Genomic DNA, 25,977 nt, shown 5'->3' with positions numbered 1-25,977 from the left:
AATTCAATTACTTCCCTGTGCCGAGTCCAAAGTGAAGCACGGGTCACATACTGCGCGCCCCGAAAAAGATCGGAGCGCGCAACTTTGCCTTTATGCACCGGTCCAGGTAGCACCGGCGGGATCGTCCGTTGCCGTGATACGATACAGACCGGCCTCTCCGGTCATTGAGGGCACGATACTGTAGCTTTCACCTGACAGAACCAGCGCTGTATCGCCTGCGGACAAAGTTGTTTCATAGCCATCGACTGTAATCCGCCAATGACCACTCGCAGGCATGAGGACGACGGGCATATGCGCCGCGACGGGTTCGTTCAAACAAGAGCCGCGTCCGAGGAAATCGACCTCAAACCCCGGCTTATCCGTGATCAGGGCATCTTCGCCAATCACTTTGGCTGGCTTGTTAGCGGAAAGCGCCATCAGATCCCAATAGCGTGCCACATATTTGCCGATAACATTTTCGACCGGAACTTCCGGATAGCTCTTAAGCTCTTCTTCGGTCAGCAGCGGCATGGGGCGCACGTTGTGGGGCAGTTCCTGACCCTTCTTGCTGTCATACAGCACGCCATTGTCGCCCAGCATCAGCCCATGCGCCTGCGCGTCTTCGATCACCTGTGGTGCCCAGGTGACACCGCCACCCGCATCATCGCCGCCCAGGATCGACATGATCATCCCATAATCCTGCCCGACATTTTCGAAACCGCGAAAGATGCCAGTTGGAATGTTAAATATGTCACCTTCCTCGGCAATAAACTCGCCCGCAGTGCCATAGCGACCCCAGAAGAACCGCCAACGTCCTTTGGCGACAAAGAACACCTCGGCCGTGGTGTGGCTGTGCAGCGAATTCCGGCATTTCGGAGGTTGCCCCGCCGCGCCAATATTGAAGCCGATTTTGTCGGTGATGTGGACATGCTGATCGGGGCTTTCGGATACGCCACCGCCTACGATGGTAAAGTTTTCCTTCTGGTCCGAACCGGGCGTGTGCGCGTCAATAAATGCGGTTTTACAAGGCTGCAGTTCGCCGTAGCGGACAATGCGTTGTTGGATCGTGCTCATAATAGTCTCCGTTCATTGAATTGGTACAAGAGGTCTCGATCCTCATGCACCCGGAGGGCGATTATTCAGCCGCCGCGCCCGCAAGGACGCCCGGTGGCCGTGGTACCGCCGGGTTCCTTCACTGGCATCCAATGCGACGCGCGTTTGAGGCATCAGAGATCCCCGGTTTCCAACAGAAGCTGTTTCCAGACCGCGGTTTCATCGAACAAGGTCCATTCGCGTCGCAGCCTGATGTCGCCTCCAACCAACTCGCCCCATTCGGCATGGCTGATCCCCAACACATACAACTCAGCGCCTGTGGGTTTGCCGAACACGCCCCAACCGTCATGCTTGCCATGCAAGCTCCAGCGCAGGGCCGAGCGGGGTGGCATATTCGGATCATCGCGCCCGATCTGATGATGGATGGTGAAGGTTGCGCTTGGCATGGCGGCACGCAAAGACATCCAGAACCGATCAGCCGAATCCCAGCCATGGCCCGTGACACCGCCGGGATATTCGGTCTGCACGCCTCGGTCATACTCTCGTTCAATCGCGCCCATATCTGCATTCATTATCCGTGTCAGCAGATCCGCGTGGCGGTGTCCCCATTCATTGTCATTGCCGTACCCCTTGTAGGGGCCTTCGATGTCGATCTTGGGTGACAGAGGCTTCACACTGGCCTCGGCCCCACCTTCACGCGCTATCAGATCGGCGGCATATTCCTTGGGATCCCAGCCCATTTGCCGGACAATCGCACCCTGATCTCGGATCAGCCATTCGTCATCGATCATGTTGTCGATGGCGTGGCAGTCGGCCAGAATTCGGTATCGCAAGCGTGTTCCGGTGGCTTTGCCATAGACACCATTGCCCCGATGCGTGGCGGTCGACAGGATACGATGCGAGCTCAGCATGCCTTCTTCCGGGGTGCCCGACCAGATCACATCCTCGCCCAGCAGCTGACGGTCGGGGAACTCGGCCAACGTGGCCATTGTTGCACCAATGACATTCTGGTTACCCAACACAACCGAACCGGGCGAGCGGACGACGATGTCTGGGCTGTAATATTGATGCAGAGTCGCAATGCCACGGTCTTCCCAAATCTCTTTGGTGATGCCGATGATATAATCCGGGAAATCTTTGAATTTGGGATCAAATCCCTTCATGTCTTCCATCCTTCAGGTATGCGGGCGGAGCCGCGAACGATCAAAGGTCCGTCAATCTCGGTGCGGCGCGGCGCAGCAGCGGGATTTTCGATCTTGCTAAGTAGAATATCGACGGTTTCGGCAACCATCCGATTGGCAGGCTGACGAATAGTTGTCAGATTGTAGGCTGGCCAAGAGGCAACGGCGACATCGTCATATCCCAGAACCGAGACGTCGGCCGGAATTTGCAGGCCCAACTCGAACCGCAGCGTGTCCATCACAGAGATCGCCATATGATCATTGGCCACGAACACAGCGTCCGGTGGATCGGACGCGAACATGCGTAGCGTTGCCTCACGCGCCTGTTCAGCGATGAAGTTTCCGGCTCCACGGGCGTGCAGTTTGACACCCGCCTCTTGCAGGGCCGCTACGAATCCCGCTTCGCGATCGCGTTGGGTCGAAGCGCCCTCCCATCCGGCGATATATCCGATCTTCTCATGACCGCCAGCCAGCAGAAACTCGGCTGCCTTTCGGCCACCGGCGACATTGTCGGATGTAACCGATGACATAGTGAGGTCATCCTGTGCCCGATTGAACAACACCATCGGCACGCCAACGGTCCGACAACGTTCATACAAGGTCGACGACAGGGCCACCGATGCCGCGATTATGCCGTCGACTTGAAAGTCGAGCAATTCCTCGACCACGCTATCGACGTTTTCGGCCTGGTTCGACGCCATGAATATCATCACATGGTAGCCGCGCTCCTGCAGCGTATTCGTCAACCTTTCCAGTGCTTCAGGATAAAACTGATTATTCAGATACGCCACAACAAGCCCAATGATCCGGCTTTTGCCGGACACTACGGCACGCGCAAGGACGTTCGGCCGATACCCCAGTTGCTTGGCGGCCTGACGAACCTTTTCAATCGTCTTCTTCGAGGCTGAAGCCCCCGGAGTGAACACACGGCTAACGGCAGACTGGCTGACCCCGGCAAGGCGGGCGACCTCCATGGATGTAACTTTTTGCGCCGCCATCAGTCTGCTGTCCAACCTCCGTCTATCATCAACGCGGTGCCCGTCACCAAAGCCGATGCATCCGAGGCAAGATAAACCACTGCCCCCATGATGTCTTCGATCTCGCCCGGACGGCCCAACTTGATCTTGTCCAATATCCATGCGCGCTTGTCCGGGTCATCAAAAGTCGACTTGGTCAAATCGGTCAGAATAAAAGTTGGGCAGATCGTGTTGACCCGAATTTTTGCAGGGCCGAACTCCAGCGCCATCGCCTTGGAAAAGCCTTCGACCGCGAATTTTGACGCGCAATAGACCGCCCTTTCCCGCCCGCCCACATGGCCCATCTGGCTGGAGATGTTCATCAGTGATCCGGGGCGCCCAGCTTCTAACAATCCTTTTGCCACCGCTTGGGTCAGAAAATAGGCCCCTCGGACATTGACATCCATTACCGCATCAAAATCCTCGGGCCGTGTGTCCACGGCCCTGCTGTGTCGGGCCAGACCGGCTGAGTTCAGCAGGATATCAAACGGCCCGTTTTGCGCCACAGCATCAGCAGTGCCTGCAACGTCAGAAACATCCAGTTCAAGTATATTCGCCAACCATCCCCGAGCGTTCATCTCTGTTGCCAGATCCTGCAACGCATCCTTGCGCCGCGCCGCCAGTGTCACTTCGGCACCATGCTCTGCCAGCGCTACGGCACAGGCCATGCCGATACCGGTCGACGCGCCCGCGACTAATGCGCGTTTGCCGTTAAGATTGAAACTTGGGGTGCTGGGAAATTGGGACATATCAGACCTCGCCAACCGGAAATGGAATGCGGCCCGGAGCGCGCGCCTTGTTGAACTCTCGCAAACGGGCAAAGACGTCAACACCAAGCTGGCGATAGGTATCCAGCAGATCAACCAGAACCCAGTTCTCGCGAATCTTGCCATTTTCAAGCCGCCAGAAATCGAGGCTGCGCAGCGTGATCTTCTTGCCCGACGGTGCGATCCCCATCCAGCCATCATTGGTGACAGTCTGGATCATGTTGGGCCAACCCGTAACAGCCGCATAGTCACCGTCGCCAAAGAAATGACAGGTGATGTCATCTACATCCTGCCCGCGATCCGGCATTGCGTTGAGGAATGGAATCTGATGCCAATTACGGAACCCCGCAATACCCCGCCCTGTGCCGATCCCCGAGGGGCCGTACCAGTTCATCCGAGGATGCCAGAACCGCTCCAACTCCATCACCTCCGGACCACCTTCTGCGGGATGTTTGGTCAGATGATCCAGCATGTCGACAATGTGCTGGCTGGTCTCTTTGCCCTTGGCCTTGTCATACGGGCCGGGCACCAGCCCGTCCTGCGTCGCTGGTCCCGGAACATGCCATTCCCGCCCCAAACCGGGTGCCATGGGCCAGGCCTGCGCTTGCATCATCACTTCGGGGATATCCCAAAGCGCCTGCACCTCGGCGACTTTGCCATTTTCGATCCGGTAAAACTCGTGAAACCGCATGGTGACCTGATGGCCTGTCGGCGGAATCTCCAGCCATGGCCCCGCGAAAGTGCCGGTATAGTACCCGCCGCATCCAACCCAATCAGCCCCGAATTCATCAGGTCCAGCCATGACGATATAATCGCGGCGCTCAAGATCGGGCCATGCGGTCAGAAGATCGCGATAGCAACAATCGTAATAAGCACTACTCCCATTGGTGTCACCAAACGGATAGCTCAGATGGAACACAGCGTCGGGAGAACAAATCTGATCCAACGCCTGCCGGACACCGGCTTCGGTAAAGTCATACATCGCAGCCCTGATCTGTGCGATCAGGGTCTTGTGCTCAGTATGCCTGTCACTCATTCTGCGGCGTCCCTGTAAGGTGCAGGCGCGCCGTAGGGGACATTGATGCCGCCGTAACGCCGTACGCGGACGTTACATTGCTCGGCGTGCCCCACAAAACCTTCGAGCATACATAGGCGCGAGCCATATTCGCCGATCAAGGTTGCCGCCTCATCAGTCAGAACCTTTTGATAGCTATGTGTTTTCAGATATTTACCCACCCATAGACCACCAGTATAGCGGCCAGCTTTTTTGGTAGGTAGCGTGTGATTGGTGCCAATAACCTTATCACCGTTCGAGACATTGGTACGCGGTCCAAGGAACAATGCGCCATAACAAGTCATGTTCTCAAGGAACCAGTCGTCGCGATCGGTCATGACCTGCACATGTTCAGATGCAATGTCATCGGCGACCTGCAGCATCTCGTCATACGTATCGCAGACGATCACTTCGCCATATTCCTCCCACGACACTTTTGCAGTGCCCGCTGTCGGCAGAATGCCCAGCAGCCGGTCGACCTCGGCCATCGTGTCCTCGGCCAGTTTGCGCGAGTTGGTCAGCAAAACGCAGGGGCTGTTATAACCATGTTCGGCCTGACCCAGAAGATCGGTCGCGCATAGCTCGGCATCAGCGGCGGTCTCATCTGCGATTACCATGGTCTCGGTCGGGCCGGCGAACAGGTCGATACCGACGCGGCCGAAAAGCTGTCGCTTGGCTTCTGCGACAAACGCGTTGCCCGGACCGACAAGCATATGAACCGGATCAATCGTCTCGGTCCCCAACGCCATGGCGCCGATAGCCTGAATGCCGCCCATCACGTAAATCTCATGCGCCCCACCCAAATACATGGCGGCGATCACCGCTGCATTGGGTTTGCCCTGAAACGGAGGGGTGCAGGCGATGATGCGTGGTACGCCCGCCACCGAGGCGGTCGCCACCGACATATGCGCCGAGGCCACCATCGGGAATTTGCCACCGGGCACATAACAGCCCACCGATTGTACGGGGATGTTCTTGTGGCCCAAAATGACGCCCGGCAAAGTCTCAACTTCGATATCCAGCATCGAGTCGCGCTGAGCTTGTGCAAAGTTGCGCACTTGTTCCTGCGCGAATTTGATGTCCGCCAGCTCTCGATCCGTCAGCTGATTGATCAGGTCTTCGATCTGGTCTTGAGACAACCGAAACGATGCTGGCGAATAGTTATCGAACTTCTCGCTTAGCTCGCGTACCGCAGCATCGCCACGTGTTTCGATGTCTTTCAGCGTCGCTTCGACGACAGCGCGTGTTTTGGCGTCATCCTCGGCCCGGTCAGCATCGGACTTACCACGTTTCAGATACTCGATTGTCATTGTCCTAATCCTTAGTTTCAGGCCGGGGCGGAGACTTCTCACCCCGGTCAAATGCTTCCCAGCCTTCGCCGTTAAACAGATCGACACCCAGCTGTGCCGCTACATGGGCGAAATCCACATTCACCCAATTGTCGACGATCTTGCCGTCGACCACTTTCCAGAAATCCATATATCGGATCTCGACCCGCTTTCCGGTGGGGGCGATCCCCAGGAACTCACCCGAATGGGTTGCTTCCTGTCGGCCAAACGCAGCCGCCCACTCGCCCATGTAAAGGCGCGCTTCGTCGATGCATGTCTTGTCCGAAAAAGCCGCCTGAAACGGGCGTTGCCAATTGTCCTGAAACTGTTTCAGGCCAGTTTTTGTGCCACAGCCCTGATTGCCCATCCAGCGGAAGCCTTCCGAGAAGAATTCGCCGATGTCATCGATACGGTGATCGTTCAGACCATCCACCATGTTTTCAATCACACGGCGGGTGTCTTCTGTTTTGTCGAGGTCCGTATCACGTGTCAGCACGGCCTGTTCCGGGCGGGAACCCTTCATCTTTCTCATCCTTGTATTGGTGCCAATAGAAATTCTGTCTTCATCGGGTAGCTCAATCAGCTGACAGAAAATCCCTCGGCATCCGGTTGAGCGCCGGGTGGCGGCCAACGGCGTTATGTCTTGCAGAGCTGCTCATGCGGCTTGCTCGGCGATGTCGGCAAAAAGGTCATATCCCAGCTGCAACAACACATGCGGGATGTCGACGAAAACCCAGTTTTCGACCAACAGATCGTCCTCTCGACGCCACCAGTCGCAGACCCGCATGAAGACGCGTTTTCCGCCTGCGGGCTGGTCGAGGAAGGGTTTCACCTGGACACCAGTCAAGGAAGGCCAGCCGCCCGAGCATACGTAATTGCCTTCGCCGAAGCGGGTGAAATGCGCAGTCATGCCATTTCCCGCACTGCCGCCGGACCAACCTTCGAAGGTGGCCTCGAAAGGCACCTGGAAGCTTGCAAAACTCTCGAGCCCGACGAAAGAACCGAAGGCGCCGGGGCCGTACCAGACCATGTTGTCATGCCAAAACGGGCGCCAGGCCTCGTTCTTGGTGGCAAGCTTGGCCAGCATTTCTGTGACCATACGATAGCTCTTGGCCCCCTCGACTGGGTCTTGCGGCGTGGTCAAGATGCCATCATGGCTTGCTGGACCCTGAATCATCCCGGTGAAGCCACGGGTCTTGCCCGGGCTATCGGTGATCGGCCATTGCCCTGCAGCCAGCATCAGTTCTGGGATATCGAAGAAGACATAGCTCTCCACCGCCTTGCCATCCTGCATGCGGTGGAACTCGCCGAAGCGCAGATAGGCAAGCTCACCTGTGGCGCGGATACCAAGCCAGTCGCGCGAGAACCGACCGACGAAATAGCCGGTGGCGCTGATCCAGCCCTGTCCATCAAATATACCGGCCATGACGATATCATCGCGACGAAAAAGTCCGTCAAAGGAGGCTGCAAGCGGTGCGATGACGTGATCGTGCAGCCCGAGGCCGCCCACGACCTCGTTGAAAGGATGCACCACGTTGACATGTGCGCCGGGGGCGAAGAACCTCTCATAGGCTGGCCGGAAATTGCCTGGATGGCGTTGCGCGGCGGTGAATTTCAGAAAGGGTTTACGGTCGGGGCGTTCCATTAACTTTGTCTCTATAGGATCTGTTCAAGGCGTCTGCGGAGAAACGTCCCGCAAGGCCCTGCGCGCATCAAAGCAAAGGGAATTCGCCCTGGTCGCCTTGCCCGGCACGCAGCCATGTTCAGGCTGGCTGCGTGCGCATGGGCAAATACGGACTGAGGATGCGTGCGTCCCATCAGCGTCAGCCTTTCACAGCCCCGGCGGTCAAACCGCCCACAATCTGACGCTGGAAGAACATCACCAAGATGAACAGCGGAACCGTCGCAGAAACCACGGCCGCAACAGCGAACATTACGTTGCCCTCGGTTTGCGTTGTACCAAGGAACGCGGCGATGGCTGGAACCATTGTGCGGTTGCTTTCTGACAACAGCATCGCCCCAACGGCAAAGTCGTTATAGGCCAGAAGAAACGAGAACAGCCCCGTGGTGATCACACCCGGCCACATCACCGGAATGATCACACGGCGGAAGGCCTGAAACTGGTTGCAGCCGTCGACCTTTGCGCTTTCGTCAAGCTCGCTGGGGATGTTCTTGAAGAAGGCGTGTAGCATCCACAGGGTGAACGGCTGGTTGATCGCGACAAGTACGATAATTGTCGTCGGCAGTATCCCCCAGATATTCCATTCAAAGAAGGGCAACAGATAACCCGAAACCAACGTGATCGGCGGCATTGCGCGGAAGATCAGCGCCGTGATCAAAAGCCAGAATGTGTAGTTATAGCTCGACCGCGAAAGCGCGTAGCCCCCCAGCGTTCCGATGGTCAGCGAGATGGCGACCACAAAGACGCAAACGATCCCCGTATTCAGAACATTCCGCCAAAATTCTTCCTGAATCCAAGCCCCTTCGTAACCGGTGGTGGTAAAGGGTGAGCCATAAACTGCCTCGGTCCGCGCGCCGGTTAGAGCGTTGGTCCAATCGGCGATCGAGAAGAAATCCAGCTCTACCTTGAACGACCCCCAAACCGTCCAGAGGAACGGGAAAGCGGCCAGGATGAACCAAAGGATCACAAAAAGCGACGAAGCAATCCGAAGGCTTTTGGGCATTCTTTGCGCACGACTGGCCATGTTATCTTGCTCCTTTGAAGTCACGCCAGGTGCGGACAAGCACGGGCGACAACAGAATGGCGACCCCGATAATCGTGATCACAGACGTAGCGGCTGCAGAGGACAGTTGTCGCGTTTCACCGCCGAGGTCGTTGAAGATGAAAGTACTGAGCGATTGCGCATGGGCACCGGCGCTGAAGCCGATAATCGGTTCAAACACCTTGAAATTATCCATCAACTGGATCAGCGCAACAAACGTAACCAGGGGCATGAGATGGGGAACAACCACGAATTTGACCTGTTGCCAGCGGGTTGCCCCATCGATCTGGGCCGCCTCGATCTGATCTTTGGGCAAAGTTTGCAAACCGGCATAGAACACCACGAAGGCAAAGGGGGCCGAGCTCCAGACGCCATAAACCATCAGCGCCACCCACATCAGCCCGGTCGAAGCCTTTAGACTGAAATCCGGATCTCCGGCCAAGTTTACAAGGGCGTTGCCGATGACGCCACGACTGTCAATCATCCAAAACAGAATGAGCGAGCCGATCAGCGGTGTCACAATCATGGGCAAGAGCGAGAAGAAGATCATCAAACCCTTGAGGTGCCGGTGCAGTGAGTTGACCGCCAGCGCAATCACCAGCCCCAGAATGATCGTGAGGGGTGTCACAATGAATGTGAAGGTCAGCGTAAAGGCCATGGCCCGATAGAAGGGCAAGTTTCCGACCTCTGAGAAGAGGTCACCCCACGTGTCACTCGCCGCCCAGATTTCGCCAACCTCCTGTATCGCCAGGTGGCCGCGATCAAAGTAGATATCCAGCCCGACAAATCTGCCCAATGGTTGTTCGGCACGAAGCGCTGCGGTGGCTTCCTGATCGATGGTGGTCTCGGTTGTGCATCCGACAAGCGGAGTACAGTTTTCGACTTCCACCAGAACCGCCGGGTGTGGGGCATAAATGGATTGGATCACCACCGAGACGATGGGCATTGCAATGAACAGCAGCATTGCAAGTCCTGTGGGCAGAAAAAACCAAAGGAATGTCTTATGGCGCATGTCGCAATTCCCGTGTCGGCTTGATTGGGCGGGTGCCCGAATTGGGCACCCGCGAGGGGCGTTTTACTGTAGGAAGCCCTGTTCGATTGCCGCGGCGCGATAGGCGGCCTCGACATCGGCCAGCGCCTGTTCAGCGCTTTCCTTGCCCTGCATGAAATCGGCAAGTTCATTGCCAAGTGCACTGTGCATCAAACCCATGTAGGGCAGCATCGGATAAGGCGTCGTGCCCATTTTGGCAGCGTCAAATACACCCTGCGCGTCGTCTGCAGGTTCGTACCCTTCGATCAACCAGACTGCCAGCGGCGTGGTTTCATCGTTCAACATTTCGGGGCGGACGCCATGCGTCATCGCGACAAAAGTCGCCTCAGCCTCTTCATCCGAGATGTTCTTGCCGACGGTCCATCCGTCCCACCAAAGGGTCGAGGCCGGAGTCGTGCCCCCACCCACGGTCAGCGGCGCTGCAATGGCATGGCCATCGATTACTTCCTGCAAGACACCTTCGGTTGTGGTCTGCTGTGACGCCCGTGACCCCCACATATTCATGATCGCCACATTGCCCGCGCGGTATTCCGCGTTGGTGGCATTGGAATCATGGGTCAGAAAGTCGGGGTTCATATACTCGGACAAAGCCTTCATCATGTTCAGCGCTTTGACACCGGCCTCGGTATTGACGTTGGGCTCTGCGCTGCCGGGCTTGAAATGAGTACCTCCATAGCCAAGGAACATGTTGTTGAATTCCTGCGCCAGATTCCATCCCGCAGCGTAAGCACCACCAACCGGGTTTTGCATTATGCCCTGCGCGCGAATGGCTTCGGCCGCCTCGAGCAGTTCTTCATACGTGGTTGGAACTTCGACGCCTGCCTGTTCCAGAACGTCCTTGCGGTACATCAGGTGCTGAGCGTTGGCCATGAAGGCGATGGCCATGATGTCATCGCCGATCTTGATCAACTGTCCCGGCTGCAGGTTCTGACCATGTTTTTCGACCAGGTCATTGAGCGGTCGGATAACGTCTTCATTCATCAACGCCACAATCGAGCTGTTGGCGATGATGGCTGAGGTGTATTCCGACGGATTACCCGACAGACCGGCGACGTTGATGGTTTGGTGTTCGGATGTCAGGTTGGATTCAACAGATGCGCCCGTGCATTCCTTTGCAGCAGCGGCCACAGCCTGAATGGCGGCAAATTCGTTGCCGACGATGTTGACCCGATCCGTGATCTCGCAGGCATAACCCGCGCTCGCAGCAAAGGCGGTCAGTGACCCGGCCAATGCGATTTTCTTTAGAAACATTTTGATTCCTCCCTAGGTGATTGGGTGCATCTTCGAAGCCTGCACCCGAGATTGTCCCGTCATTGCGGGATTGGTTTTCGTCTCTCAGATCTCAAGGCGCGCGCCGGTTTGCGCATCGAACAGGTGACAGTGATCGGTATGGATATGAATCGACACCTGATCGTCGATTTCAGCACGATAGGTTTTGTCGGCCTTGACCGAGACCAGCGCTCCGCCGATCCGAACCGAGACCATGGTGCTGTCGCCCAGCAATTCCTGCGTATAGATGGGCGCGTTAATCTCGCCCCCGCTTTCTACGACATTGGCGTCCTCGGCGCGGAAACCCAAAGTTATTGGGCCATCCGGAGCATTCAGACCATGCACTTCGGTATTCTGCGCGCGGAACACACCGCCCTGAACATCGCCATCAACCAGGTTCATCGCCGGGTTGCCGATAAAGCTGGCGACAAACGTGTTCGCAGGCTCGTCGTAGATCGCCGTCGGAGAGCCAACCTGCTGGACAACACCCTGCTTCATGATCACCACGCGATCGGCCAGTGTCATCGCCTCGATCTGGTCATGTGTCACATAAATCGTAGTCACGGCTAGTTCATGGCTGAGGTTCTTGATCTGCGCGCGAGTCGAAACACGCAGTTTTGCGTCAAGGTTGGACAACGGCTCATCCATCAGGAACACGTTGGGCTCGCGTACAATCGCGCGCGCCAGTGCCACCCGCTGACGTTGACCACCTGACAGCTCTGCCGGCTTGCGATGCAGAAAGTCGTCCAACTCTACCATCGCCGACGCACGGCGCACTTTTTCGTCATGGGTGGAAGCGTCGATGCCACGTACCCTCAGCGGGAAACGAATGTTCTCGTAGACGTTCATGTTCGGATACAAAGCGTAAGACTGGAACACCATCGCGACGTCGCGGTCTTTTGGCTCCATATCGTTGACGCGGGTACCGTCGATCAGAATATCACCCTCGCTTGCGTCTTCCAAACCTGCGATCATGCGCATCGTAGTGGTCTTGCCACAACCCGACGGGCCGAGAAGCACCAGAAATTCCTTGTCGGATATTGTCAGGTCGAAATTGTCCACTCCAACAAACGAACCCCAACGTTTTCCAACATTGCGCAGTTGAATCTCGGCCATACTGTCCTCCCAGTTGCACCTGAGTGCATACGTTTGCAAAAGCATAGACATCCAAAGGAACATCTGGCAAGTATTTTTTGCAAGCGAATGCAAAAGCGCCCGCAATCTTGCTAAAGACTGACGCTTCCCTCCGGGCAAAGCATTGAAAGTAAAAGATATGTCTTACGAAGCCGAGAAAGAAATTGTCCTGAACTTCTACAAAGCTCTGAGCGATGCAGAGGAATCAGCCCACTCTGATGTGATCGCTGAGTATTGCGCCGAAGACCTCCTGTGGCGCGGCTTTCACCCGTTCAACGAGCTGCGTGGCGCTAGCAACGTGGCGCAAAAATTCTGGCAGCCGCTGAATCACAGCCTAACTAACTTGCAGCGTCGGATGGACGTGTTCATGGCTGGTCAAAATGAAATCGACGGGTTCAATTCAGTCTGGGTTGTTTCGATGGGCCATCTCATGGGGCTGTTCGACAGGGACTGGCTGGGCATTGCGCCAACCGGAAAAATGGCCTTGCTGCGCTATTGCGAGTTCAACAGGATTGAGCGCGGTAAGATTGTCGAAACCGCGATGTATTTCGACATCCCGCATTTCATGATTCAGGCCGGGTTGCAGCCCTTCCCGCCGCAGACCGCCGCACAACTTGTCCAGCCCGGGCCCATGACCCATGACGGCCTGATGTTCACGCCTCAACCCGCCGAAGACGGCCAAAAGACATTGGCCGCTATCAACGCGATGATCTCCGATCTTGGGCGGTGGGACAGCGGGCTCAGCCTTGAAGATGAGTTGCGCCGCACATGGTGCGAAGACATGATCTGGTGGGGGCCATCCGGTATCGGTGCGACCTACACAATCGAACGTTACGCCAAACAACACGCTGGCCCGTTCCGTGCTGGGTTTGCCGACCGGTCAAAAACCAACCATATCTGCCGCATGGCCGAGGGCCACTATGGCGGCTTTTTTGGCTGGCCGAACTTTACCGCCCGACCAACCGGCGGGTTCATGGGGATGCCTGCCACTGAAAAAGCCGGTGAGTTCCGGGTGATAGACATTTATCGTCGCAAAGGTGATAAACTGGCCGAGAACTGGATTTTCATCGATCTGCTTCATTTCTGGAAGCAACAGGGTGTCGATATTCTGGACCGCATGACCCACGGTGGTTCTTAGATCATAGGCAGGCCGATCATTTTGGTCGGAATACGGTAAACGGACGTGCTGGCAGTGATGTACAGCATGCTGAACTCGGCTCCACCAAAGCAGAAGTTGGTAGATTTCTGCGGCGTCAGAATGACACCAAGGCAGTGCGCTTGGGCATCAAATAGATGTACACCGCCGGGACCATTGCACAAAATCTGGCCGTCGCGGGTGCACTTCATACCGTCCGGTACCCCTGCCCCATCGCCAACAACATCGGCCCAGACCACCCCACCGGTCAGCGAGCCATCAGCGGCGACATCAAAGACGCGGATATGGCCACCCCAACTGTCATTGACAAACAGCCTTGTTTCGTCAGCTGACAAACACAACCCGTTGGGTTGCTGAAAATCATCCGCGACAAGGTGTAACGTGCCGTCGGGATCCAGCCGGAACACGCCTTGCACCGGCAGTTCTTGCTCTCTCAGAATGCCAAGATCCTCTCGGATACGACCAAAACTGGGATCAGTGAACCAAATCCGACCGTGCGAGTCGCAGATAACATCGTTGGGGCTGTTTAGTTCTTTGCCATCAAAATGCGTGGCGATCGAAGTAACCCGCTTGCCGCCGTGATCATGGCGTACCAAATGCGAACTGGCGTGCTCGCAAGAGATCACTGCCCCGCTTTTGTCGAAGCAATTTCCGTTTGCTTGGTTGGATGGGGTGCGAAAAACGCGAACTCCCTCACCCTCGCTCCACTTGTATTGATGACTCTCCTGAATGTCCGAGAATACCAGCCAATGCTCTTCGGGGTGCCATATTGGCCCTTCGGTAAACCCCAGACCGCTAGCGATTTCTTCCAGTTGAGCGTCAGGGTGCACCAGATCTGTGAAGCGTTTGGAACGGATATCGAATACCATGAGAACACCTTTTTCAGAGTTGCGCCTGCCAACACTACCGGCAAGCCTCGACAAGAACAGCGTTTCGGGTGAAAACGCAATAACGACTGTTCGATAGTCTGGCCCTGCCAACGTCAATGCTCTACGCTATGGCCGATGTTTCCAAACCGCTTGGCTGCCAATTGCCATGTGCCGCCCAAACAAAACCGTCAGGACTTTCCCATGAATTTCAAACAACGCATGCTTTCTGGCGAGCCTCTCGTCGGAACGTTTCTCAAGACACCAGCCCATGAACTGGTCGAGATAATTGCCAAGTCAAAACTGGACTTCTTGTGCCTGGATGCGGAACACGCACCCTTTGACCGGGGTCGGTTGGATGTTTGCCTCGCCGTCGCCCGGGCTCTGGGGTTGCCGACGTTGGTGCGGGTGCCGACTGGGTCGGCGGACGAGATTCTCAAGGCGCTCGACAGTGGCGCGACAGGTATTGTTGTGCCGCATGTTGACAGCGCCGAAAAGGCCCGTCGCATTGCGCGCGAGGGTCGTTTTGGCCATGGTGGTCGCGGCTATGCCGGATCAACCCGGTGGGCAGGGTTTGCGACTCGATCCATGGCTGATGTCCTCAAGCAAAGCGAAGAAGAGACAATTATCATTGCCCAAATCGAAGAACCAGAAGGCGTCGCAGAAGTCGATGATATCGCCGCGACCGAGGGCATCGACGGGATTTTTGTAGGGCCTGCGGATCTTGCGGTGTGCTACGGCGTGACTGATCAGTCCGACCCACAGGTTCTTGATGCAATGCGACGCTCGGGCGATGCAGCCAAAGCACATGGAAAGACGCTGATGACCTTTGCAGCAAGCGCAGAAGCCGGACTCAAGCTGCGCGACTATGGGGTGACAATGATCTTCGTCGCTTCGGAACACGCCTTCATGCTTCGCGCTGCAAACGCGGAAGCGGAGAACTTCCATGGCACCGCGAGGACGTGAAACGCACAGGGCTTTTTAGTGGAAAGGGCCTTGGGGTCGAAATGTCCGCGGGCTGGTAAATGCTGCGACGACAGTACTTTCTTTGCTAGAAAGGCGATGCGCGATTGCGGATTATTCGCATTGTATAGTCTTAGATTTCCAGCGTGGTACTCTACCTAAGGGGGCCAAAATCTCATACCGCAAAACCAGTATTGCTAGGCTTATTGATTCAGAGTGGATCCTGTTAAACAGCATAAGGCCGGTGCGCCTTAACGGCGACCGGCCTTCTCCAATCAGAAATGTGCCGAATTGGAATTTGCGGGCTTGGCGACCGGAGGTGCAAAGCGGGTCAGGTCGATCCCTTCGACAGCGGCCTTGTATTCCTCGATTTTCGGAGTTCGCCCGAGGATGGCAGACAGTACAACTACCGGTGTGGAAGCCAGAAGGGATTCACCTTTCTTATCTTCCGAGTCCTCGACAACACGCCCTTGGAACAAGCGGGTAGATGTCGCCAGAACAGTATCACCTTTCTCAGCCTTTTCCTGATTACCCATGCAAAGGTTGCAGCCCGGACGCTCAAGATACAGCGTATTTTCATATTCGGTTCGCGCTGATGTCTTGGGGAAAAGATCGTCGAATTCGAAACCGGAATATTCCTGAAGAATGCTCCACTCACCTTCTTCCTTTAACTCATCAACGATGTTGTAGGTTGGCGCCGCGACGACCAGAGGGGCCTTGAATTCAATCTTGCCCTCCTTCTTCTCAAGGTTCTTAAGCATCTGCGATACGATGATCAGATCACCCTTGTGGACCATGCAAGATCCGACAAATCCCAGATCCACTTTCTTTTCCCCTTTGTAGTAGGAAACAGGCCGGATCGTATCGTGCGTATAACGCTTGGAGACATCCGCGTTGTTCACATCAGGGTCGGCGATCATGGGCTCGTTGATCTCGTCCAGATCAACGACCAGCTCGGCAAAATACTCGGCATTTTCATCCGGCCTCAGGGCTGGAACTGCGCCGGATCTGATCTCGGCTATACGTGCGTCGGCTTTGTCGATCAGGCCTTTCAGGGTCCGTGCCTCATTCTCCATTCCCTTGTCGATCATGATCTGAATCCGACCTTTGGCGATTTCCAGTGACTCGATCAGGGTCTCGTCTTCGGAAATACAGATCGAAGCCTTCGCCTTCATCTCGGCCGTCCAGTCGGTGAAGGTAAAAGCCTGATCCGCCAGCAGGGTTCCGATATGAACTTCGATAATACGCCCCTGGAACACGTTATCGCCGAATGCCTTCAGCATCTGAGCCTGTGTCGCGTGGACCACGTCGCGGAAATCCATGTGATCGGCCATTTTGCCTTTGAACGTCACCTTCACGGATTCCGGAATGGGCATGGTTGCTTCGCCCGTGGCCAGTGCCAAGGCAACGGTGCCCGAATCCGCCCCGAAAGCCACACCTTTGGACATGCGCGTGTGCGAGTCGCCCCCAATGATGATGGCGCGATCATCCACGGTGATATCGTTCAGAACCTTGTGGATCACGTCAGTCATCGAGTGATATTCACCCTTGGGATCGCGCCCTGTGATCAGGCCGAAATTGTTCATAAACGCCATCAGTTTGGGGATGTTGGCTTGCGCCTTCTTGTCCCAGACCGAGGCGGTGTGGCAACCGGACTGATACGCACCATCGACGGTTGGAGAAATCACGGTCGCCGCCATCGCCTCAAGCTCTTGCGAGGTCATCAGGCCAGTGGTGTCCTGCGATCCTACGATGTTGACCTTGACCCGTACGTCCGACCCGGCGTGCAAGACCGTGCCTTCCGCTACTCCCAAAGCGTTGCGGTTAAAGATCTTTTCAACCGCGGTCAGGCCCTGTCCATCTCGGCTGATCTCTTTCGACTGCGCAAATGCCGACTTCAGCTCGACTCCCAGTGTCTGTGCTGCAAATGTTTGCAACTTCTTGCCGAACACGATGGCGTAGGATCCGCCGGCCTTCATGAACTCCTGCTTTTGCGGAGTGAAGGACGAGGCAATATCAACAAGCTCATTGGCGCCATCGGCGTCATAAAGCTTTTTGTCTTTCGTATTGATCGTGAGCACTGTCCCGGTTTCGACCGAGTACTTTTGCTCCAGGATAGGGCTGTCGTCATTGTTGAGGATCGGATTCCCCTCGGAATCGACTTTTTTGACCCAGTTTTTCAGGTCGATACCAATCCCGCCCGTCACACCAACGGTGGTCAGAAAGATCGGAGAGATACCGTTCGTGCCGGCCACGATCGGGGCAATGTTTACGAATGGCACATATGGGCTGGCCTGCTTGCCTGTCCAAAGCGCAACGTTGTTGACACCCGACATCCGGGACGAGCCAACGCCCATTGTCCCTTTCTCAGCAATCAGCATCACGCGTTTATCTGGGTGCTGGCGCTGTAATTCTTGAATCTCGTCTTGCGCTTGCTGCGAGATTAAGCACTTGCCATGCAGCTCCCGATCCGAGCGCGAGTGTGCCTGGTTGCCCGGCGACAGCAAGTCAGTCGAAATATCGCCCTCGGCAGCGATATACGTGACAACTTTGATCTCTTCCTCGATATCGGGCAGCTTGGTGAAGAACTCGGCCCGCGCATAGCTTTCAAGAATGTCGCGTGCGACCGGATTTCCGGCAGAAAACGCCTCCTTCAAACGATCCGTATCAGCCTCATATAGGAAGACCTGTGTTTTCAGCACTTCAGCCGCCTGCCCTGCGATCTCGGGATCACCACCCAAAGCCAGATCAAGAAGAACCTCAACCGAAGGACCGCCTTTCATGTGCGACAGCAGTTCAAAGGCAAAGGGTACTGAAATTTCGTCAACCAGCGCTTCGCCCTGAATGATCTCTTTCAAAAAACGTGCCTTCTCGCCAGCGGCGCTGGTCGTGCCGGGCAGCGTATTATAGATGAAATAGTTTAGAGAATCCGCACGATGCGCATGATCGACGTCCTTGATCTGCGTAACAAGCTCTTTGACAAGCGCGCCGTCATCAATCGGTTTCGGATGCAGACCCTGCGCTTTGCGGGCTTCAATTTTCTCGAGGTAGTTGGTGTAAAGGCTCATGGCTCGTTCCGGTATATGTGGCTCGATTAGCAGGGGCTCAAAGACGTTATGAACGCCCGAGGATCCTAATTGTATGCGGCGGTATACTAAATGACCGGAACTTGCAAGCCTTGCACCTGTGGCGCGATGTCCCGTCTAAAAGCAACACTTCACAAAGGATTTTGTGCCAGCCAATGACTTTCGATAAGTCCGCTATGTCCTTATCTGAACCCTGTTCCTGGACGATATGCATATAGACCGGCGAGGTAATGAATAGCCATAAGGCGTAAACCGCCCCTGCTTCGAATTGCGTCAGGCAGTTGCTCGGGTCAGATAATCCTGAACCATGTCGCCAAAACTCTGTTCAACCGCAAACTCAAAACCAGCCTCGCAGCGCATCACAAGTGCTTTTAGGCCAAACAACTCGGAATAGGTTACTGCGTCTTCATCAAAAGCAGTGACATGCAGATCAAGCGGGCAGGCAATAGCCATCACTTCAGCGGCTTGGGGTCCGGCGACACTAAAGAAGGTAAGGGTGTCCGATATCCGCACTATACTGATGTCCGCAGGGCAATCCGTTGGTTTGAGCTGTGCTTCCAGTGCCTCTTCCAGTTCCAGCGAAGCACGTACAATCCAGTGATTGCGTCCAATGTGATATACCTCAAACGCTTCCTGCATCGCCCTTGTGTTGGGGCGGTTTGGCAGAGAAAATTCGGCCCAATTTTGAACGACCTCGGGATCCCCTTTGAGGTCAAACAGCGCATTCAGGGTTTGGCGTTCGATCTTGACGTCGTAGCTCATCTCAGGACCTCAGGCGCTGACCCTCGGGGTCATGGAATACAGGCTTTGTGATGGTCACCGGGATCACCTCGTCTTTCAGCCGAACATGCGCGGTTTGCCCGTGTCGCTCCTGCCCGTTCTTCAGCAACGCCAGGCCAACCCAGCGATTGTTGACGACGCTCCAGACGCAGGCGGTAACCAATCCTTCGGTCGCTTCTTTGCGACCTTCAGGGGTCAGTGGCGCGCCTTCGGGCACTTGCTTGTCAGGGTCTTCGGGCAAGATGCCGACCAATTCCCGGCGTTTCCCTTCCGCTTCACGGCGCAAGTGGACCGAGCGCTTGCCTAGGTAGTCGGGCTTTTTCTTCGACATTGCCCAGCCCATGCCCAGGTCATAGGCGTCCACGGTACCGTCGACCTCGTGCCCCAGCGAAAGAAAGCCTTTTTCCACACGCAAGACATGGCTGGATTCCGATCCTACAGGCAGGATACCAAAGGGTGCACCAGCCTCCATCACCTTGTCCCACAAGGCGGCCATGTGGCGTGGGGCAACGTTGACCTCATAGGATAGCTCACCGGTGAAACTGACGCGCACAACCCGCGCAGGGAACCCCGCAACCGTACCGTCCCGGAACGACATGAAGGGGAATGCCTCGGGCGAAAGATCGATATCCGTACACAGCGCGTGCATGACATCGCGCGCGCGGGGACCACAAATGGTGGCGTTGTTCCACTGGCTTGTCACAGTTGTGATCATGACTTGCCAGTCAGGAAACTCGGTCTGAAGCAGCTTTTCCATGTGCTGGTTGATGGCGTCCGCGTGACCTGTTGAGGTCGAGATCATCCAGCGGTGCTGATCCAGCCGAAAGGCCACCCCGTCATCTATGATCAGACCGTCATCCGACAACATAAGACCATAGCGACCATCGCCGGGCTTCAGGCTGGACATGATGTTCGAATACAGAAAATCCAGAAAGCGCGGAACATCGCGCCCTTTAAGCTCGAACGTGCCGAGCGGCGAACCGTCGTATACGCCAACGCCTTCACGCACCGCGCGGCATTCCCGGTTCACCGCCTCTTGCAGGCCCTCACCGGGTTTGGGAAAAAACCCCGGACGGCGCCATCGGGCACCAGCCTCATACATCACTGCGCCATAATCCTTGTTCCATTGGGTCACCGGCGTGTGCCGGTAGGGGAACAACACCGAGTCCTCACGCAGCCCCCCAATCGCACCGAATGAGACCGGCGTGTAGGGAGAGCGGAATGTCGTCGTGCCAACATCTTGCAATGGAACGCCCTTTTGCAGAGCAACGGTGCCAATAATGTTGATATTGCCCGTCTTGCCCTGATCTATGCCCATCCCGCCAGTGGTGTAGCGTTTGACATGTTCCACGTTGTCATATCCTTCACGCAGCGCCAGATGCACATCGCTGACCGCAACATCGTTCTGAAAATCCAGGAATGCCTTTCCGCGTTGCCCTGGCACATCTACGCGCCATAACGGTTCAATCGAATAAGGCAGCTCTGAACCGTCATCGATGATCCGATCCAGTGTGAGATCCCCCGCCGCCGCGCCGACGGCCCGACAGGATTGAATCGGTTGATCGGGCAAAAACGCAGCGAGTTCTTCATCAAACCGAAGTGTGCTACGGGACTGAGACCACAGGTGCACCGTCGGATTCCAACCGCCGGAATGAGCCAACAAGTCGCAGTCGATCCAGGTGCCTGCGCCTCCGGACTTGGGAACGGCCTCGACAGCACGGATGCTTTTGTACCCTCGGATATCGGCGGCTACTGTTCCGGCATGGACGGTTATCCCCGACACCAGATCAAGAGCTTCCCTTGGAACCGTGTCGCGGCTATCGAGGATCGCGTTAACCGTTACCTCAGCTGCGACCAGATCGGCGGCCACTGCGTAAGCGCTGTTGTTGTTGGTGAACAGAACCACACTCTGACCGGGTGTCACGCCCCAACGATTAACATAGGCCTGCACGGATGAGGCCAACATGACGCCCGGCCTGTCATTATTGGCAAACACCATCGACCGTTCCGTGGCCCCGGTGGCAATCACCACCTCAGCAACACGGACCCGCCAGTTGCGTTCTAGAATGCTGGCCTGTTCCGGCTCGCGTTCATTGACGATCACTAGGTTGTGTTCGCGATAGGCCCATACGGTCGCGTTCTGAAGATGGGTGACGTTTGCCATTTGGCTTAGTTCTTGAACCGCTTCGCCCACCCAATCCATCGCCGGACGCCCGCCAATGGTCAGGGTGCGGTTCACGAGGCTGCCGCCCGCTTCGGTTCCCTCGTCTGCGAGGAAGACACGCTTGCCCGCCCGACCAGCCTCAAGTGCAGCTTGCAGGCCAGCGGGACCTGCACCTGCAATCAAGACATCTGCATGCGCGTAGCGCGCTTCGAAATGCCCCGATGACGGCGGGTGCGCAGGCGCTGCGGCCAGCCCCGCTGCCTTGCGAATAGACGGTTCAAACAGATGCCAGTTAGGCCATTTGAAAGTTTTGTAGTAGAAGCCCGCAGGAATGAAACGGCTCAGCAGTTGATTGATCCCACCCAGATCAAACTCGGGTGAAGGCCAACAATTGACCGAGCGTGCGTTCAGCCCTTCGCGCAATGGAACCGTGGCCGCTGGACGGTTGCCCGAGGCGTCCTCGCCTTCCAGCTCCACAAGGGTTCCCGGCTCTTCAGGCCCGTGTCCGACAATGCCGCGTGGGCGGTGGTACTTGAAACTACGGGCTGTTACTCGCACCCCGTTTGCCAGCAAGGCCGAGGCCAGAGTGTCCCCTTCGAACCCTTCGTAAGTTTTCCCATTGAACTGGAACGTCAGAGGGCGGCTTCGATCAACACGACCACCCACCGCGCGGCGATTAATCTGAGCCATCGGGCACCTCCACAATGTCATGTGTCACGGTATCCCGCCAGATTGTCAGCCACTCGCCGCAGCCCCGTGCGTGCCACCACCGCTCTTGCACAGGCCCCATCGGGTTGGGCGTTATGGTCAGGTATTCGACCCAATCAGCATCGCTGACGGCGTTGGTATCGGGTCGAGCAGCTCCGACCGGGCCGCCATAGACGAACTCGCTTTCATTGCGCTTGCCACAGAATGGGCAGGGGATGAGCATCATGATCCTGTCCCTTCCTATCTCGCCGTTGTGGTGCCGGCTTCCATCACAAACTCTAGATGGCGGAAGCGGTCCAAAGTGAACGAGGCCATCAGCGGATGCGGCTCGCCTTTGGCGACCAGATGCGCAAGCGTCAGTCCGCCCGCAGGAATGGCTTTGTATCCGCCCCACCAGCCAGCGGTCACGAACAGCCCCGGTACCTCAGTCTGATCCATGATGGGCGAGGCATCATGGGCAATATCAAGATGCCCACCCCATTGGCGCATTAGTTTGAGTTTCTTGAAGCTCGGGAAAAGCGACAGCATCGCGGTCACAGTGTCTTCGAACACATGTTGCTTGATGTCGCGACGAAAGCTTTGCCCCATATCAGGAGCGCCGCCGATCACCATCTCGCCCTTGTTAGACTGGCTGAAATAGAACCCACTGTCCGGGCAATTTACGATGACATCCACCAAGGGCTTCACAGGCTCGGACACAAAGGCCGTCAGGTTCATCGTGCGCAATGGCAGCTTGAGCCCCGCTGTCTCGGTCAATGTCGTGGTATGGCCCGACACCGCCACCACAACCTTTTTCGCCCGCACGGTGCCGCGATTGGTCTCGACACCTTCGATGCGCCCATCAGCGCCACGGATCAATGCTTGCACGGCGGTCTGTTGGTGCATCTCCACCCCCATTGCATCCGCCGCGCGGGCATAGCCCCAGGCCACCGCATCATGACGGTTTACACCCGCATCTGTGTGGACCATTCCGCAGATGATCGGCAGGCGCGCATCTGGCCCACCGCCTGTCAGAGCAGGTATGCGTTTGCGCAATTCGTCTGTCGTGATCTGTTCATATGTCGAGCCATGAATGTCCATGACCAATTGCCGACGCCGCAACTCTCGCAGTTTGGGCCAGGTCTGCACCACATCCACCATGGTGCGCTTGGAATGCATCATGTTGAAGTTCAGCTCTTGCGTCAGCCTTTCGTACATCTCGACGGATTTGACGTAGAACGGGATCGACTCGTCACGCATGTAATTTGACCGGATCGTAACCGTGTTGCGCGCTATGTTTCCGCCACCCAACCAGCCCCGTTCCAGCACGGCGACGTCGGTTATGCCAAACTCTTTGGCCAGATAGTAAGCCGTGGCCAGCCCGTGACCCCCTGCCCCGATCACCACCACCTCGTACCGGTCTTTGAGCGGCGGGCTCCGCCAGGCTCGGGACCAGTTCTTATGACCAGAAATCGCGTTACGGGCGAGTGAAAATGCCGAATATTTTTGCATAACAAGCACAATATTTATCAGAAAAAATATATCTTCAATAAATATATTTACCATTACGCAAAAGCTGCTTGGGCAATCAAAGGTCGGGGGCTACCATGGCGCATGACCTTCAAAATTGAACAGTTTCATCGGAATCTTGCTGGCAAATGGTCGGCCCGATCCCGCTGGCCCTGCTTCATCATAAACTGCCGCAGTTCACCCTCTCTCTGACTCCATGCAGACCGTGGCGCTTTGCGCCTGAATTCAAACCCGCCGGGAAATGAGGCGGAAGCTATGGATGGAAGAACTATGATTAACACACCGGATACAGATACTGTTCAGCAAGCGTATGCGCGCGACGGCGTCGTTTTATTGAGAAACCTCCTCAGGGACGATTGGTTAAACAAGTTGCGTGATGCCGTGGACGAAGAGGTTAAAAAGGGTGACCGGTATTTTGCCTATAAAAATATGCGTGAAAAACCGAGTGTCTTTCAGGACTATTGTCTGAACTCAGATATTGGAAAGCGAGTGGCCGAGGTGGCGGGCAGCCCCTGGACATCGTTGATCTATGACCAAATTTTCGTGAAAGAACCTGGCACACGCACCCAGACCGGCTGGCATACAGATCAGCCCTATTGGCCTGTGGCCGGTCCCATCATGACAATGTGGATCGCACTTGATCCTGTCGACCCAGACAATGGAGCGCTGGAATTTGTCCGTGGCTCGCACGCTTGGGGCGCAAAATACCGGCCTTTCAAAACTGACCAGCTTGGCAAGTTTCTTCACTATCTGGAAGAGGATAACCCGGACTATATCGACATGCCCGATTTCGAGGCGGATCGCACTAAATATGACATATTCCACCATGAACAGATGGAACCTGGCGATGCACTGGCCTTCGATGGAATGACTGTGCATTCGGCGATGGGCAACCGAACCTCGACCCGTCGCAGGCGTGGATATGCGGTACGTTTTGCCGTTGAAGGTGCCACCTAGGAACCGCGCGATAGCGTCACTGAATGGCTGCATGATGACGACCTGAAACCGGGTGCTCCCTTTGCCGGTGGGCGCTTCCCTGTCATCTATAGCAATACCTAAGATAAGGGGCCGGGAACTGGCCTCTGTTCAGGTTTCAGGCTTGCCGAATTGCACCCTCTGGCACAGCGGCCTCGGCCTCGATCGCTCGGTCGAGCACGCGTCGGTATGTTTTTGCCCCGGCATCCAAACCCAGATCAATATGCGGTGTCTGAGCATTTTTCATGCCCTTGTGCACTTTTTCCAGCACATCTTTGTCTTCAAGAAACGCCATCCGGGCACCGTCATTCATGAACTTTGAAACCTCGGCATTGTCCGGATCAGAGTTGCGATGCTGGAACCAGAAATACCTGGTCTGATCCTCGTTGATTGGCGTCATGAAGTTGTAAGAGATGTTGATGAATGTCTCATCGACAGGATCTTTGTCATATCCACCCGTGCCAACCGGAGTATAGATGGACTTATTCAGCCCGATTGCGGGCATGCACATTTCGTAATGCTGCAAGCGGTCGCAATCGCCGTCGAACGAGACCAGTTTGGCATAGTAAGGCGATGGTGGTTTGTTTTCGATCCAGCGCGAGACAATCACGCCGCGATCTGTCTTTTTGACGTCCAGAGGCTCTTCATCCGTTCCCGCGCCGGCGAATGACGAGACATGTACCCAGGCCACGTGGCTGGGATCAAGCAGGTTGTCGCAAACCCAAAGATAATGGCAATCGATATCCATCACCCCGCCATCGGTTAGGCCCCAGCTCGTGTCATCAAAGTTTTCGATTGGGAAAATCAGGCCCGGATCAGCCAGTTCAGGATCGCCCATCCAGATCCAGAGCAGGCGATAGCGGTCGACAACTGGATAAGACTTCACCACCGCGCGCCGAGGCGTCATCCCCCGCTGCGTTGGGCTGTCCGTACATTTGCCCGAACAATCGAATGTCAGCCCGTGGTAGCCGCATTCGACCAGATCCCCTTTCAGATTGCCATCGGATAGCGGGAGCTTGCGATGCGGGCAGGCATTCTCAAGCGCAACGGGCGTCCCATCCTGCTGACGATAGAGCACAATGTTCTCACCCAGATATGTCTCAGCTTTCAGTTCGCGCCCGATATCCTTGCTCCAGGCGGCAACATACCAGCAATTTCTGAGGTACATGGTTTGCTCTCCAATTTGATCAGTTGGCTTAGCGCCATTATGGCAGC

At 56.0% G+C, this 25,977-nt stretch carries 22 protein-coding genes; 3 read left to right on the top strand and 19 right to left on the bottom strand.

The genetic code is table 11. The features are described 5' to 3' along the window. Window positions 1–90: 90 nt before the first annotated feature. From ACR0AW_RS09060 to ACR0AW_RS09005, 12 genes are all read right to left on the bottom strand, one after another. The gene (locus tag ACR0AW_RS09060; protein ID WP_170663400.1) at window positions 91–1,053 is read right to left on the bottom strand and encodes a cupin domain-containing protein; all 963 of its coding nucleotides are present in this window, start codon (window positions 1,051–1,053) and stop codon (window positions 91–93) included. A gap of 152 nt (window positions 1,054–1,205) precedes the next feature. Further along, on the bottom strand, window positions 1,206–2,195 hold the full coding sequence (locus ACR0AW_RS09055; protein ID WP_170611474.1) for a nuclear transport factor 2 family protein: 990 nt from the start codon (window positions 2,193–2,195) through the stop codon (window positions 1,206–1,208). Beyond that, the gene (locus ACR0AW_RS09050; protein ID WP_170465610.1) at window positions 2,192–3,211 is read right to left on the bottom strand and encodes a LacI family DNA-binding transcriptional regulator; all 1,020 of its coding nucleotides are present in this window, start codon (window positions 3,209–3,211) and stop codon (window positions 2,192–2,194) included. Before ACR0AW_RS09050 ends, ACR0AW_RS09055 begins: the two co-directional genes overlap by 4 nt. Then, window positions 3,211–3,978, bottom strand: coding sequence for an SDR family oxidoreductase (locus ACR0AW_RS09045; protein ID WP_170732641.1), 768 nt, complete (start codon window positions 3,976–3,978; stop codon window positions 3,211–3,213). The genes ACR0AW_RS09050 and ACR0AW_RS09045 overlap by 1 nt, the downstream gene beginning before the upstream one ends. Window position 3,979: 1 nt before the next feature. Further along, on the bottom strand, window positions 3,980–5,032 hold the full coding sequence (locus ACR0AW_RS09040; protein ID WP_170732640.1) for an ester cyclase: 1,053 nt from the start codon (window positions 5,030–5,032) through the stop codon (window positions 3,980–3,982). Next, entirely contained in the window at window positions 5,029–6,360 is a 1,332-nt protein-coding gene (hisD, locus tag ACR0AW_RS09035) for a histidinol dehydrogenase (protein ID WP_170407060.1), read from the bottom strand. Before hisD ends, ACR0AW_RS09040 begins: the two co-directional genes overlap by 4 nt. A 4-nt stretch (window positions 6,361–6,364) precedes the next feature. Beyond that, window positions 6,365–6,901: an ester cyclase gene (locus tag ACR0AW_RS09030; protein ID WP_170732639.1), complete on the bottom strand. Its 537-nt coding sequence runs from the start codon at window positions 6,899–6,901 to the stop codon at window positions 6,365–6,367. A gap of 132 nt (window positions 6,902–7,033) precedes the next feature. Beyond that, window positions 7,034–8,023 (bottom strand): nuclear transport factor 2 family protein, encoded by a 990-nt coding sequence (locus ACR0AW_RS09025; protein WP_170732638.1) that lies wholly within the window; start codon window positions 8,021–8,023, stop codon window positions 7,034–7,036. Window positions 8,024–8,201: 178 nt separating this feature from the next. After that, window positions 8,202–9,083 (bottom strand): carbohydrate ABC transporter permease, encoded by an 882-nt coding sequence (locus ACR0AW_RS09020; RefSeq protein ID WP_170394093.1) that lies wholly within the window; start codon window positions 9,081–9,083, stop codon window positions 8,202–8,204. A gap of 1 nt (window position 9,084) precedes the next feature. After that, the gene (locus ACR0AW_RS09015) at window positions 9,085–10,113 is read right to left on the bottom strand and encodes a carbohydrate ABC transporter permease (protein ID WP_170394095.1); all 1,029 of its coding nucleotides are present in this window, start codon (window positions 10,111–10,113) and stop codon (window positions 9,085–9,087) included. A gap of 63 nt (window positions 10,114–10,176) precedes the next feature. Next, window positions 10,177–11,403, bottom strand: a complete 1,227-nt coding sequence (locus ACR0AW_RS09010) for an extracellular solute-binding protein (RefSeq protein WP_170394097.1) — start codon at window positions 11,401–11,403, stop codon at window positions 10,177–10,179. 84 nt (window positions 11,404–11,487) lie between these two features. Next, entirely contained in the window at window positions 11,488–12,537 is a 1,050-nt protein-coding gene (locus ACR0AW_RS09005) for an ABC transporter ATP-binding protein (RefSeq protein ID WP_170394099.1), read from the bottom strand. Window positions 12,538–12,694: 157 nt separating this feature from the next. Between ACR0AW_RS09005 and ACR0AW_RS09000 the strand changes: the two genes are divergently transcribed. Beyond that, complete coding sequence (locus tag ACR0AW_RS09000) at window positions 12,695–13,693, top strand: ester cyclase (protein ID WP_170732845.1); 999 nt, start codon at window positions 12,695–12,697, stop codon at window positions 13,691–13,693. On the opposite strand, the gene ACR0AW_RS08995 is transcribed toward ACR0AW_RS09000, so the two are convergent. Further along, window positions 13,690–14,580: an SMP-30/gluconolactonase/LRE family protein gene (locus tag ACR0AW_RS08995; protein WP_170732637.1), complete on the bottom strand. Its 891-nt coding sequence runs from the start codon at window positions 14,578–14,580 to the stop codon at window positions 13,690–13,692. The genes ACR0AW_RS09000 and ACR0AW_RS08995 overlap by 4 nt on opposite strands. A 201-nt stretch (window positions 14,581–14,781) precedes the next feature. Here ACR0AW_RS08995 and ACR0AW_RS08990 point away from each other — a divergent pair, with 201 nt between their 5' ends. Further along, a complete protein-coding gene (locus tag ACR0AW_RS08990; RefSeq protein ID WP_170611464.1) occupies window positions 14,782–15,543 on the top strand; it encodes an aldolase/citrate lyase family protein in 762 nt (253 codons plus the stop codon). A gap of 272 nt (window positions 15,544–15,815) precedes the next feature. On the opposite strand, the gene ACR0AW_RS08985 is transcribed toward ACR0AW_RS08990, so the two are convergent. The 5 genes from ACR0AW_RS08985 to ACR0AW_RS08965 form a co-directional block, all read right to left on the bottom strand. Then, on the bottom strand, window positions 15,816–18,608 hold the full coding sequence (locus ACR0AW_RS08985) for a bifunctional aconitate hydratase 2/2-methylisocitrate dehydratase (RefSeq protein ID WP_170732636.1): 2,793 nt from the start codon (window positions 18,606–18,608) through the stop codon (window positions 15,816–15,818). A 291-nt stretch (window positions 18,609–18,899) separates the two neighbouring features. Continuing rightward, the gene (locus tag ACR0AW_RS08980; protein WP_170393861.1) at window positions 18,900–19,388 is read right to left on the bottom strand and encodes an aminomethyltransferase family protein; all 489 of its coding nucleotides are present in this window, start codon (window positions 19,386–19,388) and stop codon (window positions 18,900–18,902) included. A 1-nt stretch (window position 19,389) separates the two neighbouring features. Next, window positions 19,390–22,260, bottom strand: coding sequence for a 2Fe-2S iron-sulfur cluster-binding protein (locus tag ACR0AW_RS08975; protein WP_170732635.1), 2,871 nt, complete (start codon window positions 22,258–22,260; stop codon window positions 19,390–19,392). Continuing rightward, entirely contained in the window at window positions 22,247–22,504 is a 258-nt protein-coding gene (locus ACR0AW_RS08970; protein WP_170393857.1) for a sarcosine oxidase subunit delta, read from the bottom strand. The genes ACR0AW_RS08975 and ACR0AW_RS08970 overlap by 14 nt, the downstream gene beginning before the upstream one ends. Before the next feature lie 14 nt (window positions 22,505–22,518). Then, on the bottom strand, window positions 22,519–23,769 hold the full coding sequence (locus ACR0AW_RS08965) for an FAD-dependent oxidoreductase (protein ID WP_170732634.1): 1,251 nt from the start codon (window positions 23,767–23,769) through the stop codon (window positions 22,519–22,521). Window positions 23,770–24,042: 273 nt separating this feature from the next. Between ACR0AW_RS08965 and ACR0AW_RS08960 the strand changes: the two genes are divergently transcribed. After that, on the top strand, window positions 24,043–24,744 hold the full coding sequence (locus ACR0AW_RS08960; RefSeq protein WP_480438930.1) for a phytanoyl-CoA dioxygenase family protein: 702 nt from the start codon (window positions 24,043–24,045) through the stop codon (window positions 24,742–24,744). Between the two features lie 136 nt (window positions 24,745–24,880). Here ACR0AW_RS08960 and ACR0AW_RS08955 read toward each other — a convergent pair whose 3' ends face one another. Continuing rightward, on the bottom strand, window positions 24,881–25,930 hold the full coding sequence (locus ACR0AW_RS08955) for an aromatic ring-hydroxylating oxygenase subunit alpha (protein ID WP_170732633.1): 1,050 nt from the start codon (window positions 25,928–25,930) through the stop codon (window positions 24,881–24,883). Between the last annotated feature and the right edge of the window lie 47 nt (window positions 25,931–25,977).

It is taken from the genome of Ruegeria sp. C5, from assembly GCF_056537605.1.
The sequence above is the reverse complement of the archived record's forward strand: the minus strand, read 5'-3'. Positions and strand labels throughout refer to the sequence as shown.